The organism is Phenylobacterium sp. (genome assembly GCF_046290725.1).
GTDB lineage: Bacteria > Pseudomonadota > Alphaproteobacteria > Caulobacterales > Caulobacteraceae > Phenylobacterium.
Genome location: NZ_JBKBUH010000001.1, coordinates 980,148 through 996,404, shown reverse-complemented (window position 1 = coordinate 996,404; position 16,257 = coordinate 980,148). Strand labels below are relative to the sequence as shown.

The 16,257-nt window shown below is 70.7% G+C and carries 15 protein-coding genes; 9 read left to right on the top strand and 6 right to left on the bottom strand.

Annotated elements, in window-relative coordinates; all coding sequences use genetic code 11:
* Positions 1-94 precede the first annotated feature (94 nt).
* Complete coding sequence (locus ACK41C_RS05260) at positions 95-1,933, top strand: phosphoenolpyruvate carboxykinase (GTP) (RefSeq protein WP_409651190.1); 1,839 nt, start codon at positions 95-97, stop codon at positions 1,931-1,933.
* Between the two features lie 116 nt (positions 1,934-2,049).
* The gene (locus tag ACK41C_RS05255; protein ID WP_409651188.1) at positions 2,050-3,198 is read left to right on the top strand and encodes a serine hydrolase domain-containing protein; all 1,149 of its coding nucleotides are present in this window, start codon (positions 2,050-2,052) and stop codon (positions 3,196-3,198) included.
* A 31-nt stretch (positions 3,199-3,229) separates the two neighbouring features.
* Here ACK41C_RS05255 and ACK41C_RS05250 read toward each other — a convergent pair whose 3' ends face one another.
* Complete coding sequence (locus ACK41C_RS05250) at positions 3,230-5,599, bottom strand: DNA translocase FtsK 4TM domain-containing protein (protein WP_409651186.1); 2,370 nt, start codon at positions 5,597-5,599, stop codon at positions 3,230-3,232.
* A gap of 146 nt (positions 5,600-5,745) precedes the next feature.
* On the opposite strand from ACK41C_RS05250, the gene ACK41C_RS05245 reads away from it, so the two are divergent.
* Positions 5,746-6,153 carry a hypothetical protein gene (locus ACK41C_RS05245; RefSeq protein ID WP_409651184.1) on the top strand — a complete coding sequence of 136 codons (408 nt, stop codon included), beginning with the start codon at positions 5,746-5,748 and terminating at the stop codon, positions 6,151-6,153.
* Between the two features lie 20 nt (positions 6,154-6,173).
* Here the strand turns inward: ACK41C_RS05245 and ACK41C_RS05240 are convergent, their stop codons facing one another.
* Together ACK41C_RS05240 and ACK41C_RS05235 are read right to left on the bottom strand one after the other, a co-directional pair.
* Positions 6,174-7,082: a dienelactone hydrolase family protein gene (locus ACK41C_RS05240; protein ID WP_409651182.1), complete on the bottom strand. Its 909-nt coding sequence runs from the start codon at positions 7,080-7,082 to the stop codon at positions 6,174-6,176.
* 62 nt (positions 7,083-7,144) lie between these two features.
* On the bottom strand, positions 7,145-7,792 hold the full coding sequence (locus ACK41C_RS05235) for an alpha-ketoglutarate-dependent dioxygenase AlkB (protein WP_409651180.1): 648 nt from the start codon (positions 7,790-7,792) through the stop codon (positions 7,145-7,147).
* Here ACK41C_RS05235 and ACK41C_RS05230 point away from each other — a divergent pair.
* From ACK41C_RS05230 to dnaJ, 4 genes are all read left to right on the top strand, one after another.
* Positions 7,791-8,273: a hypothetical protein gene (locus tag ACK41C_RS05230; protein WP_409651178.1), complete on the top strand. Its 483-nt coding sequence runs from the start codon at positions 7,791-7,793 to the stop codon at positions 8,271-8,273. The two genes, ACK41C_RS05235 and ACK41C_RS05230, sit on opposite strands and share 2 nt — an antisense overlap.
* Positions 8,274-8,449: 176 nt before the next feature.
* Positions 8,450-10,360, top strand: coding sequence for a molecular chaperone DnaK (gene dnaK, locus ACK41C_RS05225; protein WP_409651176.1), 1,911 nt, complete (start codon positions 8,450-8,452; stop codon positions 10,358-10,360).
* Positions 10,357-10,491, top strand: coding sequence for a hypothetical protein (locus ACK41C_RS05220; RefSeq protein WP_409651174.1), 135 nt, complete (start codon positions 10,357-10,359; stop codon positions 10,489-10,491). The genes dnaK and ACK41C_RS05220 overlap by 4 nt, the downstream gene beginning before the upstream one ends.
* A 6-nt stretch (positions 10,492-10,497) precedes the next feature.
* Positions 10,498-11,643 (top strand): molecular chaperone DnaJ, encoded by a 1,146-nt coding sequence (dnaJ, locus tag ACK41C_RS05215; protein WP_409651172.1) that lies wholly within the window; start codon positions 10,498-10,500, stop codon positions 11,641-11,643.
* Positions 11,644-11,656: 13 nt separating this feature from the next.
* Here dnaJ and ACK41C_RS05210 read toward each other — a convergent pair whose 3' ends face one another.
* Both ACK41C_RS05210 and ACK41C_RS05205 read right to left on the bottom strand, forming a co-directional pair.
* Positions 11,657-12,049 carry a YciI family protein gene (locus ACK41C_RS05210; protein WP_409651170.1) on the bottom strand — a complete coding sequence of 131 codons (393 nt, stop codon included), beginning with the start codon at positions 12,047-12,049 and terminating at the stop codon, positions 11,657-11,659.
* A 30-nt stretch (positions 12,050-12,079) separates the two neighbouring features.
* Positions 12,080-12,604 carry an N-acetyltransferase family protein gene (locus ACK41C_RS05205; protein ID WP_409651168.1) on the bottom strand — a complete coding sequence of 175 codons (525 nt, stop codon included), beginning with the start codon at positions 12,602-12,604 and terminating at the stop codon, positions 12,080-12,082.
* A 106-nt stretch (positions 12,605-12,710) separates the two neighbouring features.
* On the opposite strand from ACK41C_RS05205, the gene mutS reads away from it, so the two are divergent.
* Together mutS and ACK41C_RS05195 are read left to right on the top strand one after the other, a co-directional pair.
* The gene (mutS, locus tag ACK41C_RS05200; protein WP_409651166.1) at positions 12,711-15,392 is read left to right on the top strand and encodes a DNA mismatch repair protein MutS; all 2,682 of its coding nucleotides are present in this window, start codon (positions 12,711-12,713) and stop codon (positions 15,390-15,392) included.
* A complete protein-coding gene (locus tag ACK41C_RS05195; protein ID WP_409651164.1) occupies positions 15,389-16,000 on the top strand; it encodes an HAD family hydrolase in 612 nt (203 codons plus the stop codon). Before mutS ends, ACK41C_RS05195 begins: the two co-directional genes overlap by 4 nt.
* Here ACK41C_RS05195 and ACK41C_RS05190 read toward each other — a convergent pair.
* A complete protein-coding gene (locus ACK41C_RS05190; protein ID WP_409651162.1) occupies positions 15,990-16,244 on the bottom strand; it encodes a hypothetical protein in 255 nt (84 codons plus the stop codon). The two genes, ACK41C_RS05195 and ACK41C_RS05190, sit on opposite strands and share 11 nt — an antisense overlap.
* Positions 16,245-16,257: the final 13 nt, after the last annotated feature.

Genomic DNA, 16,257 nt, shown 5'->3' with positions numbered 1-16,257 from the left:
AGGACCGGTTCGGCCCCTTGGGGGACGGCCCTGGGTTTGCAGGGGCGGGGGCCGCGACGGGCGCGTGGATTGACCAAGAAAGGGCGAAGCCTAGATGGGCGTGGCCATTCCGGGGCTGGATCAGGCTCCGACAAAGCATAAGGGCCTTCTGGCCTGGGTACGTGAAGTCGCCGAATTGACGCAGCCGGACCGGGTCCGCTGGTGCGACGGTTCGGAAGCGGAGTGGAACGAGCTCACCGCGGAGCTGGTGGCGAGCGGCACGCTGAAGCCGCTCGATCCGCAAAAGCGCCCCAACAGCTTCTACGCCGCCTCCGACCCGCGCGACGTGGCCCGGGTGGAGAGCCGAACCTTCATCTGCTCCAAGGACCCGGCCGACGCCGGGCCGACCAACAACTGGCTCGATCCCGACGAGATGCGGGCCGACCTGACCGACCTGTTCCGGGGCTGCATGCGCGGCCGCACCATGTACGTGGTCCCCTTCTGCATGGGCCCGCTGGGGTCGAAGATTTCCGCCCTCGGCGTCGAGATCACCGATTCGGCCTATGTGGCGCTTTCCATGCGGGTAATGACGCGCATGGGCGCGGGGGCGCTGGAGGAACTGGGCGAAGACGGCTTCTTCGTGCCGGCCCTGCATTCGGTCGGCGCGCCGCTGGAGCCCGGCCAGCAGGACGTTCCCTGGCCCTGCAACGATATCAAGTACATCGTCCACTTCCCGGAGAGCCGGGAGATCTGGTCCTACGGCTCCGGCTACGGCGGCAACGCCCTCCTGGGCAAGAAGTGCTACGCCCTGCGCATCGCCTCGGTGATGGCCCGCGACGAGGGCTGGCTGGCCGAGCACATGCTGATCCTCAAGCTGACCTCCCCGGAGGGCCAGGTCCGCTATGTGGCCGCCGCCTTCCCCTCGGCCTGCGGCAAGACCAACATGGCCATGCTGCAGCCGACCATCCCCGGCTGGAAGGCCGAGACGGTGGGCGACGACATCTGCTGGATGCGGTTCGCCGACGATGGGCGGCTCTACGCCATCAATCCCGAGGCGGGCTTCTTCGGCGTGGCGCCCGGCACCGGGAACGCCACCAACAAGAACGCGGTCGACGCCCTGCACGCCAACACCATCTTCACCAATGTGGCCCTGACCGCCGATGGCGACGTCTGGTGGGAAGGCCTGACCGACACCCCGCCGGAAGGCCTGACGGACTGGAAGGGCCGCCCCTGGTCGCCCGAGATGGGCGAGCCCGCCGCCCATCCGAACGCCCGCTTCGCCGTGCCGGCCGATCAGTGTCCAGTGATCGCGCCGGAATGGGACGATCCCAAGGGCGTGCCGATCTCCGCCATCCTGTTCGGCGGTCGCCGGGCCAGCGCGGTGCCGCTGGTCACCGAGGCCTTTGACTGGGCCCACGGCGTCTTCCTGGCCTCGAACGTCGCCTCCGAAGGCACGGCGGCGGCCGAGAACAAGGTCGGCGAGCTGCGCCGCGATCCCTTCGCCATGCTGCCGTTCTGCGGCTACAACATGGGCGACTATTTCAGCCACTGGCTGAAGGTCGGCGAGACGGCCGATCCGGCGAAGCTGCCGCGGATCTATTTCGTGAACTGGTTCCGCAAGGGCGCGGACGGCAAGTTCCTTTGGCCGGGCTATGGCGAAAACGCCCGGGTGCTGAAGTGGATCTTCGGCCGCCTGGAAGGAACCGCCGAGGCGGCGGACTCTCCGATTGGACGCCTGCCGACCAAGGCCGCGCTCGATCTGTCGGGGCTTGAGATTTCCGACGCCGCGCTGGACGCCCTGCTCTCGGTCGACCGCGAGGTCTGGGCCGAGGAGGCGGGGCTGATCCCGGACTTCTACCGCCGGTTCGGCGACCGGCTCCCCGCCGGGCTGTGGAGTCAGTACGAGGCCCTCGTCCAGCGCCTTGGCGCCCGTGCGGCGGTGGCGGCGGAGTAGGCCCTGCTCGCCCCGCGCTCCTCTTGGAGGGGCGCGGAGGGATCTCCCGGGCAAAGCCTTGCGCCGAGGCGCTGACGATCCATCTGATCGGAAACCCCGATCCGACGGAGCGCTCCATGACCCTATCCCTGCAGGACCGGCTCGACGACGTCATCGACCGGGCGCTTGCCGAGAAGCGCATTGTGGGAGCGGTGGTGCTGGTCTCGCATAGAGGCGAGCCGGCCTATGCCCGGGCGGCCGGTCTCGCCGACCGCGAGGCGGGGCGGCCCATGGCCTTGGACACGGTCTTCCGGTTCTCGTCGGTGACCAAGCCGATCGTCGCCGCCTCGGCTTTGGCCCTGGCTGAGCGCGGGTCGCTGCCGCTCGACGCGCCGGTCTCGAGCTTCCTGCCGGATTTCAGGCCGAAGCTTCCCGACGGCCGGGTCCCGGACATCACCGTCGGCCACCTGCTCACCCATACCTCGGGTCTGAGCTACGGCTTCCTGCAACCCGACGGCGGCCCTTACCTCGCCGCAGGCGTCTCCGACGGCATGGATCAGCCGGATCTCTCGATGGACGAGGAGTTGAAGCGCCTGGCCGGCGTCGACCTCTTCTTCCCTCCGGGCGCGGCGTGGAACTACTCCCTCGGGCTGGACGTGCTGGGCGCGGCGATGACGAAAGCGGCGGGCAAGTCTCTGCAGGAGGTGCTGGACGAGACCGTCCTCCAGCCCCTCGGCATGGGCGACACGGCTTTCGTCGCCAAAGACCCCGGACGCCTGGCCAAGCCGTACCTGGACGCCCAGCCCGAGCCGCGGCCTATGGAAGACCCCGACATCTCTCCCTTCGCCGAGCTCTCGGGCATTCGCTACGCGCCTAGCCGGACTCTGCGGCCGGCCTCTTTCCCGTCGGGTGGCGCCGGCATGGCCGGCACGGCGGGCGACGCCTTGAAGCTGCTGGAGACCATCCGGGCCGGCGGCGCGCCGATCCTGACCGAAGCCACCGCCGCGGCGGCGCTGAAGAACCAGATCGGCGAACTGCCCGTGACCACCCACGGCCCTGGCTGGGGCTTCGGCCATATCGGCGCGGTCCTGCTGGATCCGCAGGCGGCGGGGTCCTCGCTCAACCGCAATACGGTGAGCTGGGGCGGCGTATACGGCCACGCCTGGATGATCGATGTGGATCACGAGACGACCGCGGTGTCGCTCACCAACACCGCCATCGAAGGCATGGCCGGGGTGTTCCCGACGGAACTCAACGCCGCCGTGGCCGCAGCCGTGCGCGCTTAAGCCTGCTCACGAAGGACGACGGGCCTTAGGCTCAGGGCGCCGCGCTCGCCAGCACTTCGCGCTTGCCGGCGTGGTTGGCGGGGCTGACCACGCCCTCCTGTTCCATGCGCTCGATGAGCGAGGCGGCGCGGTTGTAGCCGATCTGCAGCCGCCGCTGGACGTAGGAGGTCGACGCCTTGCGGTCGCGGGTGACCACGGCCACGGCGCGGTCGTAGAGGTCGTCGCTGGAGCCGCCGCCGTCCGCGCCGAACAGCTCGCCTTCCTCGCCCTCCTCCTCGCCGCCGGCGGTGATCTCCTCCAGGTACTGGGGCTGGCCCTGGTCGCGCAGGAACTTGGCCACCGCCTCGACTTCCTGGTCGGAGACGAACGGGCCGTGCAGGCGTGTGATGCGGCCGCCGCCGGCCATGTAGAGCATGTCGCCCTGGCCCAGCAGCTGCTCGGCGCCCTGCTCGCCCAGGATGGTGCGCGAGTCGATCTTCGAGGTGACCTGGAAGGAGATCCGGGTCGGGAAATTGGCCTTGATGGTGCCGGTGATCACGTCCACCGACGGGCGCTGGGTGGCCATGACCAGATGGATGCCGGCCGCCCGAGCCATCTGGGCCAGGCGCTGGACGGCGCCTTCCACGTCCTTGCCGGCCACCAGCATCAGATCGGCCACCTCGTCGATCACCACGACGAGATAGGGCATGGGCTTCGGGTCGATCCGCTCGCTTTCGTAGATCGGCCGGCCGGCGTCGTCGAAGCCGGTCTGGACGGTGCGTTCGAAATGCTCGCCGCGGGCGGCGGCTTCGCGGGCGCGCTCGTTGTAGGAGGCGACGTTCCGTACGCCGATCTTCGACATCAGGCGGTAGCGGTCCTCCATCTCGCGGACGGTCCACTTCAGCGCCACGATGGCCTTCTTCGGGTCGGTCACCACGGGCGCCAGCAGGTGCGGGATGCCGTCATAGACCGACAGCTCCAGCATCTTCGGGTCGATCATGATGAACCGGCACTGCTCGGGCGGCAGGCGGTAGAGGATCGACAGGATCATGGCGTTGACCCCCACCGACTTGCCCGAGCCGGTGGTGCCGGCGATCAGGAGGTGGGGCATCTTGGAGAGGTCGGCGATATAGGGCTCCCCGCCGATGTTCTCGCCCAGCGCCATCGGCAGGGCCTGGGTCGACTTCTCGTATTCGGCGCTGGCCAGCAGGTCGCGCAGATAGACGGTCTCGCGCCGGGCGTTGGGCAGTTCGATGCCGATGGCGTTGCGGCCGGAGACGACGCTGACCCGGCAGGCGGCCACAGACATTGAGCGGGCGATGTCGTCGGCCAGGGCCACGACCCGCGCCGACTTCACGCCGGCGGCGGGGACCAGTTCATACAGCGTCACCACGGGGCCCGGGCGGATCTGGTCGATCTGGCCGCGGACGCCGAACTCGGCGAGCACGTTCTCCAGGAGCTGGGCGTTCTGGCGAAGCGCGCCTTCGTCGAAGGAGGACGCGCGGGGCTTCGGCTTGGCCAGCATGGCCAGTTCCGGGAGCATAAAGCCCTCGGTCCTGACGAACTCGAACGCTCCCTGCGCCTCGCGCTGCTCGCGTCCGGAGTCCTTGGCGGCGGGCTTGGGCGCCTTGATGGCCACCGGGGCGGCGGGGGTCGGCGGCGGCTCGGGCGCCTCCTCCGGGGCGGGATCGAAGGCGGCTTCGGGAATGGTCGTGGCCTTGGCGGCGGCGGCCTTGGCGCGGCGGGCGACCGAGGGACGGACCGGCTTGGCGGGCGCCGGCGCGGCGGCCTTGCGGGCGGCGGCGGCGCGCATCCAGTCGCCGACCACCTCCAGGTCGGTGCGGCGCACCCCGATCGCGTAGCCGAGGGCGGCGAGCGCCCCGGCCGCCAGCAGCAGGCTGGCGATCAGGCTCCCTGCCGGAACGTGAGCATAGGCGAAGAGACCGGCGAAGGCGTGCAGCAGTCCGTCGCCCCAGAAGCCGCCGAGGCCCTTGGCCAGCGGCCAGGCGGCCGGCGGGGCGGGCGCGGCGAGGATGCCGGCGAGCGCCAGGATTCCCAGGGTCCCGATCGCCGCGCGCAGGCGGATGTGGTTTCGCGTGCGGGCCGGCTGGGGCGAGGCGGTGCGATAGAGGCCGAACAGCACCATCAAAAGGGCGGCCACCCCGGCGGCCAGGCCCAGGGACTGCATTCCGACGTCGGCCGCCGCCGCCCCCGGGCCACCCAGCACGTTCGAGGGCGGCAGCGGGGAGGCGGCGTTGAAGCTCGGGTCGGCTGCGTCATAGGTGGCGAGCGCCACGGCGAAGGCGAGGCCGGCGGCGGCCACGATCCCGCCCCGCAGGCGCGCGCAGGCCGGATGCTCCCAGGCCAGGCCCGCGATGTGCAGCGCCAGATCCAACCCCGTCTTCCGCGCCGCCCGCGCCATCCAGACCCTCCATCCGAAGTCGAGCCTATCTGGCGCGCAGAGGGTTAAGAGGCGTTTACTTCGCGCTTTCCAGCCTGCGGCCCAAGGCCGCTGCAAGACGATTGTGGCGCTCGATGCGGGCCGCTAGGTTCGCCGCCATGTGGAGCATGCCCCGAAGCGTCCTGCAGGTGGTCGCCGTCCTTATCCTGGCCTGCGCCGTGGGCGGCTTCGTGCTGGGCCTGCGCGGCGCCCCGGATCGCGGCCGCCTGCCGGGCGAGGGGCCGGACGCGACGCCCGGCCAGGCCATTCAGGCGCCCGACGCCGAGCTGCTCGAGACCGACGAACGCCCGCCGCCGCCGCCGGAAAAGACCGAGGAGGAGCTGCGCGCGGAGGCCGAGCAGGCCGCCGAGGAAAAGGCCAGGGCGGAGGCCGCCGCCGCCGAGAAGCTGGCCCAGGCCGAGGCCGAGAAGGCCGCCCGCCCGCCGCCGAAGATCACGCCCCCGCCGCAGCCCGAACCGGACCGCGTGGGCGATCTGATCGACGGCCTGACTCCCAACGACATTCCGCCGTACTAAGGCGAGGCGCGAAGCCGACCCTACCGGGCGGGGCGATAGGCCCGCGGCCGCACGCCATGGGCGGCGAAGTGGGCCAGCATCCGCCGCCAGCCGTCCTGGGCGGCCTCGGCGTCGTAGGAGCTGCGATAGTCGGCGTGGAAGCCGTGCTGGCTTTCCGGATAGACGACGATGTCGCTGGAGGCCTTCGCCGCGCGCCGCAGGGCCTCCTTCATCGCCTCGACATCGCCTGCGGGAATCCCGGCGTCCTTGCCGGCGTAGAGGCCGAGCACCGGAGCATGGAGTCGGTGGGCGACCTGCAGCGGCCAGGTGCGGTTCGGCTCGCCCAGGAATTCGCCCTCCGGCGGCGCGGAGAGCCGGCCGTACCAGGCCACGCCGGCCTTGATCTCGGGGAACCGCGCCGCCGCCAGCCAGACCACCGCTCCGCCCCAGCAGAAACCGGTGATCGCCACCTTGGCCCGGTCGGCGTAAGGCTGGCGGGTGACGAAGTCGAAGGCGGCCTTCACATCGCCCAGCACCTGGGCCTCAGAGGCCGCGCCGACGATGGCGCGGATCTGGGCGAAGTCGGCGACCTCGGAGGGATCGCCCTGGCGGATGAAGAAGTCGGGCGCGATGGCGACGTAGCCGAGCTTGGCGAGGCGGCGGCAGATGTCGCGGATGTATTCGTGCAGCCCGAAGACCTCGGAGACCACCAGCACCACCGGAAAACGGCCGCGCGCATCGGGGCGCGCGACGAAGGCGGGGATCTCCCGATCAGGGGCCGAAATCTCGACCATTTCGGTGATCAGGCCCTCGGCGTCGGTGGTGATCGGCTGGGCCTCGGCGGAAAAGGCGTAGACGGCGTAGCCGCCGAACACGGCCGCCGCCAGGCCGCGACGGGACAGATGGAAGTCCTCCGGCTTCGAGCCCTCGGGCCGGGTGAGCGTAGGCATGGACGAAAGCCTCCCTGGATCGTGAGCCGATCCTGCGGCCTTACCCCCTCGGGAGTCCACTGTCAGGGCGCCGCCCGCCGCAGGGTGAGGTTGATCCGGCCTCCCCCCGGGATCAGGCTCGAGGAGCCCGCCAGGATGCGGTCGACGCCGTGATGGAAGAGGCGCGCCTCGCCCGCCAGCAGGCAGACATCGCCGGAGGCGAGTTTCAGGGTCCGCGTCGGATCGCCGCGCCGCGCGCCCCCGAGCCGGAAGACCGCCGTGTCGCCCAGCGAAACCGAAAGGACGGGAAAGCGGAAGTCGGCCTCGTCTCGGTCCTGGTGCAGGCTCATCCGCGCTTGCGGCCCATAGAAGTTGACCAGGCAGGCGTCCGGCGGCGTCGCCGGGTCCGCCAGTTCGGCCCAGAGGTCGAGCAAGACCTCCGGAATATCCGGCCAGGCCTCGCCGGTCTGTGGGTGATGCGGCTCGTAGCGATAGCCTCGCCGGTCGGTGGTCCAGCCCAGCGCCCCGAAGCTGGTGGTGCGCACCGACATCGGCCTTCCGCCCGGCGTGACCTGAGTCACGAAAGGCGCGCGGGCGGCGCGCGCCAGCACCTCGTCCCGTAGCCGGGCCTGGGCGGCGGCGTCCAGCCGGCCGGGCAGCAGGCGAAAACCGGTGGTCGTCGAAAGAGTCATGTCGGCCCATATGTAGGCGATGACGAGCGATCGGCGCATGGCGCCGCTGCGCTGGCGGCGGCTGACGGACGGGGAACGGGACCTGGCGCAGGAGGTCTTCGGAAGCGCGCTGGACGCTGCGCGGATCCGGATCCTGTCCCTCCCCGCCTGGCCGCGGCCTTTCGTCCCGAACGGACGCTTCGTCGTCTGGCCGGCGGCCTCGGCGCTCGCCGACTTCGCCGCGGCTCCGGTCTGGCTGCGTTCGGTGCTGGTGCATGAGCTGGTCCACGCCTGGCAGGCGCAGAACGGCGTCTTCCTGCCCCTGGCCAAGCTGAAGGCCGGCGATGGGCGCGGGGCTTACGCCTACGATCTCGGCGACGGTCGCCCGTTCGCGGCGCTCAATATCGAGCAGCAGGCCATGGTGGTGCAGCACGCCTATCTGGCCCGCGAGGGCGGTTCCGCGCCCTATGCGGCGCCTCGCTACGCCGACTATATGGGCGACTGGACGAACGCGGTGCGACGAAAACCCCGAAGAATCTAGGGTCATTCGCCCTTGCAGGCGCAGCGCTTCATCCCATATCGCGACTCGACGCCGGTTTCCGTGTGGGTTAACCGGCCGAGCCCTTATTCGAACCGGGGGCGTCGACAAGAAACGGGGTGCTTCGCCAGAAGGCCCTCAATGCGGCGCCCGCCAATCAGGAGCGAGCAAGACTCGATATGAGCAAGATCATCGGCATCGACCTCGGGACCACCAACTCGTGCGTCGCCATCATGGACGGCAAGACGCCGAAAGTGATCGAGAACGCCGAAGGCGTCCGGACGACGCCCTCCATCGTCGCCTTCCTGGAAGACGGCGAGCGCCTGGTCGGCCAGCCCGCCAAGCGCCAGGCGGTCACCAACCCGTCCAACACCCTTTTCGCCATCAAGCGCCTGATCGGCCGGAACTTCTCCGACCCCGTCGTCGAGAAGGACCGCCACATGGTGCCCTATGACATCGTCAAGGGTCCGAACGGCGACGCCTGGGTGAAGGCTCAGGGCAAGGACTACTCGCCCCAGCAGGTTTCGGCCTTCATCCTGCAGAAGATGAAGGAAGCCGCCGAGCAGCACCTCGGCGAGAAGGTCGAGAAGGCGGTCATCACCGTCCCGGCCTATTTCAACGACGCCCAGCGCCAGGCCACCAAGGACGCCGGCAAGATCGCCGGCCTGGAAGTCCTGCGCATCATCAACGAACCCACCGCCGCCGCCCTCGCCTACGGGCTCGAGAAGAACGACGGCAAGAAGATCGCGGTCTACGACCTGGGCGGCGGCACCTTCGACGTGTCGATCCTGGAAATCGGCGACGGCGTCTTCGAGGTGAAGTCCACCAACGGCGACACCTTCCTCGGCGGCGAGGACTTCGACCTGCGCGTGGTCGACTACCTGGCCGACGAGTTCAAGAAGGAGAACGGCGTCGACCTGCGCAAGGACAAGCTGGCCCTCCAACGCCTGAAGGAAGAGGCCGAGAAGGCCAAGAAGGAGCTCTCCTCGACCACCCAGTACGAGGTGAACCTGCCCTTCATCTCCATGAACGCCAACGGCCCGCTGCACCTGAACATCAAGCTCTCCCGCGCCAAGCTGGAGGCCCTGGTGGAGGACCTGGTGGCCAAGACCATCGGCCCCTGCGAGCAGGCGCTGAAGGATGCAGGCCTCAAGAAGTCCGACATCGACGAGGTGATCCTGGTCGGCGGCATGACCCGCATGCCCAAGGTCGTCGAGACGGTGAAGGAGTTCTTCGGCCGCGAGCCCCACAAGGGCGTGAACCCGGACGAAGTCGTGGCGCTGGGCGCCGCGGTCCAGGCCGGCGTGCTGCAGGGCGACGTCAAGGACGTGCTGCTGCTGGACGTGACCCCGCTCACCCTCGGCATCGAGACCCTGGGCGGCGTTTTCACCCCGCTGATCGAGCGCAACACCACCATCCCCACCAAGCGGTCCCAGACCTTCTCGACCGCGGACGACAACCAGTCGGCCGTGACGATCCGGGTCTTCCAGGGCGAGCGCCCGATGGCGGCCGACAACAAGCTGCTGGGCCAGTTCGACCTGGTCGGCATCCCGCCGGCGCCGCGCGGCGTGCCGCAGATCGAGGTCACCTTCGACATCGACGCCAACGGCATCGTCAACGTCCAGGCGCGCGACAAGGCGACCAACAAGGAACAGTCGATCCGCATCCAGGCGAACGGCGGCCTCTCGGACGCCGACATCGACCGGATGGTCAAGGAGGCCGAGTCGCACAAGGCCGAGGACGAGAAGCGCAAGGCCGCGGTCGAGGCCAAGAACCAGGCCGAGGCCGTCATCCACTCCACCGAGAAGGCGCTCTCGGAGCACGGCGACAAGATCGCCGGCGCCGACAAGGAGGCCATCGAGGCGGCGCTCGCCGACCTGAAGTCGGTGCGCGAGGGTGAGGACGCCGAGGCCATCGCGGCCAAGACCCAGACCCTGATCCAGGCCTCCATGAAGCTGGGCGAGGCGATGTACGCCGCCCAGCAAGGCTCGGCCGAAAGCCCGGCCTCCGACGAAGCCTCGAGCGGCGAAGACGTGGTCGACGCCGAGTTCGAGGAAGTCGGCGACGACGACCAGAAGAAGTCGGCGTGACCATAGGTCCCATGGCGGGCGGCCGCGACGGCCACAAGCCCGCCATGGGCTCCGCGCGGCGGGGCGCTCAAGCCTTGCAGCCGCGCCGGGGCCATCCCACCTCATTTCATCATGACATGCTGAACGCCTGACATCAGATGCGGGACTATTACGAGATCCTGGGCGTGAGCCGCGGCTGCGACGAGGCCGCCCTGAAGGCGTCCTTCCGCAAGCTGGCCATGGAGCACCATCCCGACCGCAACGGCGGCTGCGAGGAGGCTTCGTCCCGTTTCAAGGAGATCAACGAGGCCTATTCGGTTCTCTCCGATCCGCAGAAGCGGGCCGCCTACGACCGCTTCGGCCATGCGGGGGTCAACGGCGCCGGCGGGGCGAACGGGGCCCAGTTCCACGACGTGAACGACATCTTCAACGAGGTGTTCGGCGACGTCTTCGGCGACATGTTCGGCGGCCGCCGCCAGCGGGCGGGTCCGGCCCGGGGCCAGGACCTTCGTTACGACCTGGAGATCACCCTGGAGCAGGCCTATGCCGGCGCCGAGGTGGAGATCACCGTTCCAGCCTCCGTCACCTGCGAGACCTGCGACGGGTCAGGCGCCAAGCCGGGCACCAGCCCCACGGTCTGCGGGACCTGCGGCGGCGGCGGTCGGGTGCGGGCCAGCCAAGGCTTCTTCTCCATCGAGCGCGCCTGCCCGCGCTGCGGCGGCTCCGGCCGGTTGGTGCTCGACCCCTGCGCCGACTGTCACGGCCATGGCCAGGTGCGCAAGCAGCGGACCCTGCAGGTGCGCATTCCCGCCGGGGTGGACGACGGATCTCGCATCCGGTTGGCCGGCGAAGGCGACGCCGGCGCCCGCGGCGGGCCTCGCGGCGACCTCTACATCTTCCTGTCGGTGAAGCCGCACGAGCTGTTCGACCGCGACGGCCTGGACCTCTTGTGCACCGTGCCCGTGCCGATGACGGTGGCGGCGCTCGGCGGCGAGATCGACGCCCCTTGCCTGTTGGGCGGCGAGAACTGCGACGGCAATTGCAAGATCGCCGTGAAGGTGCCGGAAGGAGCCCAGACCGGCCGCACCGTGCGGCTGAAGGGCCGCGGCATGCCTTCGCTCCGCTCGCGCGAGCGCGGCGACCTGGTGGTGGAGCTGTTCGTCGAAACGCCCACCAAGCTCAACGCCCGCCAGAAGGAGCTGATGCGCCAGCTGGCCGAAAGCTGCGGCGAGGCCCAGCACCCGAAATCGGCCAGCTTCCTCGGCAAGGCCAAGCGATTCTGGGAAGAGGTGACGGGCGTTTAGCGGCCGCCCGTCGCTAGCCTACGGTCTCCAGTTCCGCCTCCGGGCTCCAGGCGCCGGGAAGAAAGAGCCGCAAGGGCCGGATCTCGTAGGCGCCGAGGCCGGGATTGGCCTGTTCCAGCTCGCGGGCGACGGCGGCGGCCTCGTCCATGTCGGCGCAGTCGACCAGATAGAATCCCAGCAGCTGTTCCTTGGTCTCGGCATAGGGGCCGTCGGTGACCATGGGGCTGCCCTTCCAGAGCGTGCGCGCCGTGCTCGTCGGCGCAAGCCGCGCGGCCGGGCCGAGCTTGCCGGCCTCGGCGAGGCGCCGGTGGACCGCATCCAGCCGATCCATGACGGCGGCGTCCTCCTCCGGCGTCCAGGCGCCGACGACCTCCTCGGAATTGAAGCACAGCAGCATGTAGAGCATGGCGATCCCCTGAAGCGCTCAATAGCCGCCCTATGAGACCAGATCGCGGATGTCGGGCCAACGGTAGCTGACTTCGGCCACCACGCCGCCGGGCCCGGGCTCCCGCCGCGGCACGTCGGGCAGGCCGCCGAGATGTTCGTAGAATCGCCGGGCCGGCAGGTTGTCGCGCAGCACCGAAATGGTCAGGGAGGCGGCGCCGTTGGCGGCGAAGACCCGCGCCAGGCCCTGCACCAGCCGCCGGCCGAGCCCCCGGCCCTGGGCGGCGCGCAGAACATAGAGGGTGGCGATCTCGGCCTCGCCGGGCAGGCCCTGGCGTGAGCGCCCGCCGGAGGCGTATCCCACCAGCCCCGCGCGATTGGCGGCGACGAGCGTGGCGTCGGTCGGCTCCGGCTGCATCAGGGCGGTGTAGAACCGCCGGGCCTGGGCCTCTGGCGACATGGCGGCGAGATAGTCCTCCGGCAAGAGGCCGCGATAGGTCTCCCGCCAGGAGGCGACATGCAGGCGGGCCAGGTCGAGGGCGTCGTCCGGGCCCGCAGGGAACACGACGTAGCTCACGCGCCGATCCTTGCGACTTTCCCACAGCTTGGTCGTCGCAGGGGGAAGTTCAAGAGCCAAGCAGGGGCTGACGCCGGCCGCGGGCGCCGCTAGCTTCGCCCCGCAGATGAACGCCCAGACCCCCGCCATGCCCGATCCGGCCGGCGCGACGCCGGTGATGGCCCAGTTCTTCGAGGCCAAGGCGCGCCAGCCCGACGCCCTGGTCTTCTTCCGCATGGGCGATTTCTACGAGCTCTTCTTCGAGGACGCCGAGAAGGCGGCGGTTGCGCTCGGCATCACCCTCACCGCGCGGGGCAATCACGGCGGCGCCCCAATCCCTATGGCGGGCGTGCCGGTGCATGCGGCCGAGGCCTATCTCGCCAAGCTGATCCGCGCCGGCTTCAAGGTCGCCGTCTGCGAGCAGATGGAGGACCCAGCCGAGGCCAAGAAGCGCGGCTCGAAGTCCGTCGTCCGGCGTGAGATCGTCCGCGTGGTGACGCCGGGCACGCTCACGGAAGAGGGCCTGCTGGACGCCCGAGGCGCCAACCGCCTGGCCGCCGTGGCGGCGCGGGCCGGCTCGGCGGCGGTGGCCAGCGTCGAACTCTCCACCGGCGAGGTGGAGTGCCTGGCGGTGGGGCGCGACGCCCTCGCTTCGGCGCTCGCCTCGCTCGGCCCCTCGGAAATCCTGGTCCCTGACCGGCTGTTCGCCGACGAGGGGCTGAACCAGTCTCTCAAGGCGGCTGGCGGCCTCTTGCAGCCGATGCCAAGCGCCCTGGCCGAACCCTCGGCGTCGGAGGCGCGACTGAAGCGCCTCTACGGCGTGGATACGCTGGACGGATTTGGCGAAATCTCCGGCGCCGAGATCTCGGCGCTCGGCCTGATCGCCGCCCATCTGGAGACCACCCAGGCGGGCCGGCTGCCGGCGCTTTCGGCTCCCCGGCGGGCCGGCGAAGCCGATGTCATGGCCATCGATCCGGCCACGCGAGCCAGCCTGGAGATCGAAAAGAGCCTATCGGGCGGGCGCGAGGGCTCGCTGCTGGGGGCCATCGACCGGACGATCACAGCGCCCGGCGCGCGCCTGCTGGCTGCGCGTCTGGCCCGGCCGCTGCTGGACCCCGCCGCCATCGACGCGCGGCTGGATGCGGTGGCCTGGTTCTGCGAGCGCCGAACCTTGCGGCAGGACGCCCGTGAGACCCTGCGCGGGGTCGGCGACATGGCGCGCGCCCTGTCGCGCCTGGCGCTGGGCCGCGGCGGGCCGCGGGACCTGGGCCGCCTGCGCGACGGCCTGGCGGCGGGCGAGGCCCTGTTCGGCCTTTTCCAGGCGCCGGCCCCGCTCGACCCGCCGCCGCCCGCCGAGATCGCCCAGGCGCTGGCGGCGCTGGATCCGGCGGCGGACGAAGGCTTGGCCGAATTCCGCCGCCAGCTGGCTGTCGGGCTCTCCCACGAACTGCCGACCCTGGCCCGCGACGGCGGCTTCGTGGCGCCGGGGATTCGCGCCGAGCTCGACCAGGCGCGCGCTCTGCGGGACGACAGCCGCCGAGTGATCCTGCAGCTGGAGGCCCGGCTCGCGGCCGAGAGCGGCGTGGCCCTGAAGGTCCGTCACAACGCCGTGCTGGGCTACTTCGTCGAGGCCACGGCCAAGGCGGCCGAGCCGCTGATGGCGCCGCCGCTGAACGCCACCTTCATCCACCGCCAGACCCTGGCCAACCAGGTCCGCTTCACCACCGTGGAGCTGGCGGAGCTCGACGCCAGGATCGCCCAGGCGGCGGAGCGGGCGCTGGCCATGGAGGTCGCCGCCTTCGAGGCCTGGCGCGAGCAGGCGATCGCCGTCGCCCCGGCGATCCAGGCCGCCGCGGAGGCCTGTGCGCGGCTGGATGTGGCGGCAGGCCTGGCCGAATGGGCCGACGAGGCCGGCGCCAGCCGCCCGATCGTGGACCGCTCCACCGCCTTCGAAGCCGAGGCCGCCCGCCATCCGGTGGTGGAGGCCGCCGTCCGTCGGGCGGGCGAGGCCTTCACCCCCAACGACTGCCGCCTCGATGGCGCCGGGGTCGCGGGGCCGAGGCTCGCCCTCGTCACCGGACCCAACATGGCCGGCAAGTCGACCTTCCTGCGCCAGAACGCCCTGCTGGCCGTGCTCGCCCAGGCGGGCTCCTTCGTGCCGGCCAAGCGGCTGCGGCTCGGGGTGGTGGACCGCCTGTTCTCCCGCGTCGGCGCCGGCGACGACCTGGCCCGCGGCCGCTCGACCTTCATGGCCGAGATGGTGGAGACCGCGGCGATCCTGACCCAGGCGACGCCCCGCTCCTTGGTGATCCTCGACGAGATCGGCCGCGGCACCGCCACCTATGACGGCCTGGCCATCGCCTGGGCCTGCGCCGAGGCCCTGCACGAGACCAACCGCTGCCGGGGCCTGTTCGCCACCCACTATCACGAGCTGGCGGTGCTGGAGGAGCGCCTCGCCCATGTGGCCAACCTGTCGCTGAAGGCCAAGGAGTGGAACGGCGAGCTGATCTTCCTGCACGAGGCCGGGCCTGGTCCGGCCGATCGCTCCTACGGAGTCCAGGTGGCCAAGCTGGCCGGCGTGCCGCCGCCGGTGGTCGCCCGCGCCCGCGACGTGCTGGAGCGGCTGGAGCGGGAGGCGGGCGCGCCCGCGCACCTGGACGACCTGCCGCTGTTCGCCGCCGCCGCGCCGGAGCCCGATCAGGGCGGGCCGAGCCAGGTGGAGGCCGAACTCGCGGGCCTCGACCTCGACGGCATGAGCCCGCGCGAGGCCATGGCCGCCCTCTACCGCCTGAAGGAGCTGATGGGGTGAGCCTGCGGGCCTTGATGGTGGATGTGGACGGCGTGGTGGCGCGCCGGCCGGACGGCCGCCGCTGGGACTGGGGGATGCAGCGCGATCTCGGCCTCGATCCGGAACGCCTGCAGACCGCCTTCTTCGCCGCGCATTTCGGGGAGATCGTGCTCGGCCGCGCCGACCTCTACGAGCGCCTAGCGCCGGTGCTGGCGGAGATTGCGCCCGAGCTGGCCTGCGAGGACCTGGTCGCCTACTGGTTCGAACAGGACGGCCATCTGGACCACGCCCTGCTGGAAGACCTCGCAAGCCTTCGCGCCGGCGGCCTGGAGTTGCACCTGGCTACGGTTCAGGAGCACCACCGCGCCCGCCACCTTTGGGATACGCTCGGCCTCAAGTCGCGCTTCGAGGCAATCCACTACGCCGCCGATCTCGGCTGCAAGAAGCCGGAGGCGGCGTTCTATCGCGCCGTGGAGGCGCGCACCGGCTTCGCGCCGCACGAACTCGCCCTGCTCGACGATTCCCCGCGCAATGTGGCGGCCGCCCGTGACTGCGGCTGGGGCGCGGCGCTGTGGACGGCCGAGCGGCCGCTGACCGAGGTTCTCGCCGAGGCCGGACTCAGGCCCTAGGCGATTCCCCGTAGCGCGGAACGCGTTCGCCGGATTTCACCTCTTCCAGGCGGTCCTCCGGAGAATTGTCGCGGGCCGGCTCGCCCGAGACGGACTTGTCGTAAAGCTCGCGCGTCGCGGCCTCGGTCACGGCGTCCTTGCTGCGGTCCCGCCGCGCGTTGCGGATCATCGCATAGGCCAGGACGAGGCCGAGGACGAGGGCGCCGCCGATCGTCACGACCGGCATCAGGTCTCCGACTTCCATGGATCTCCTCCGA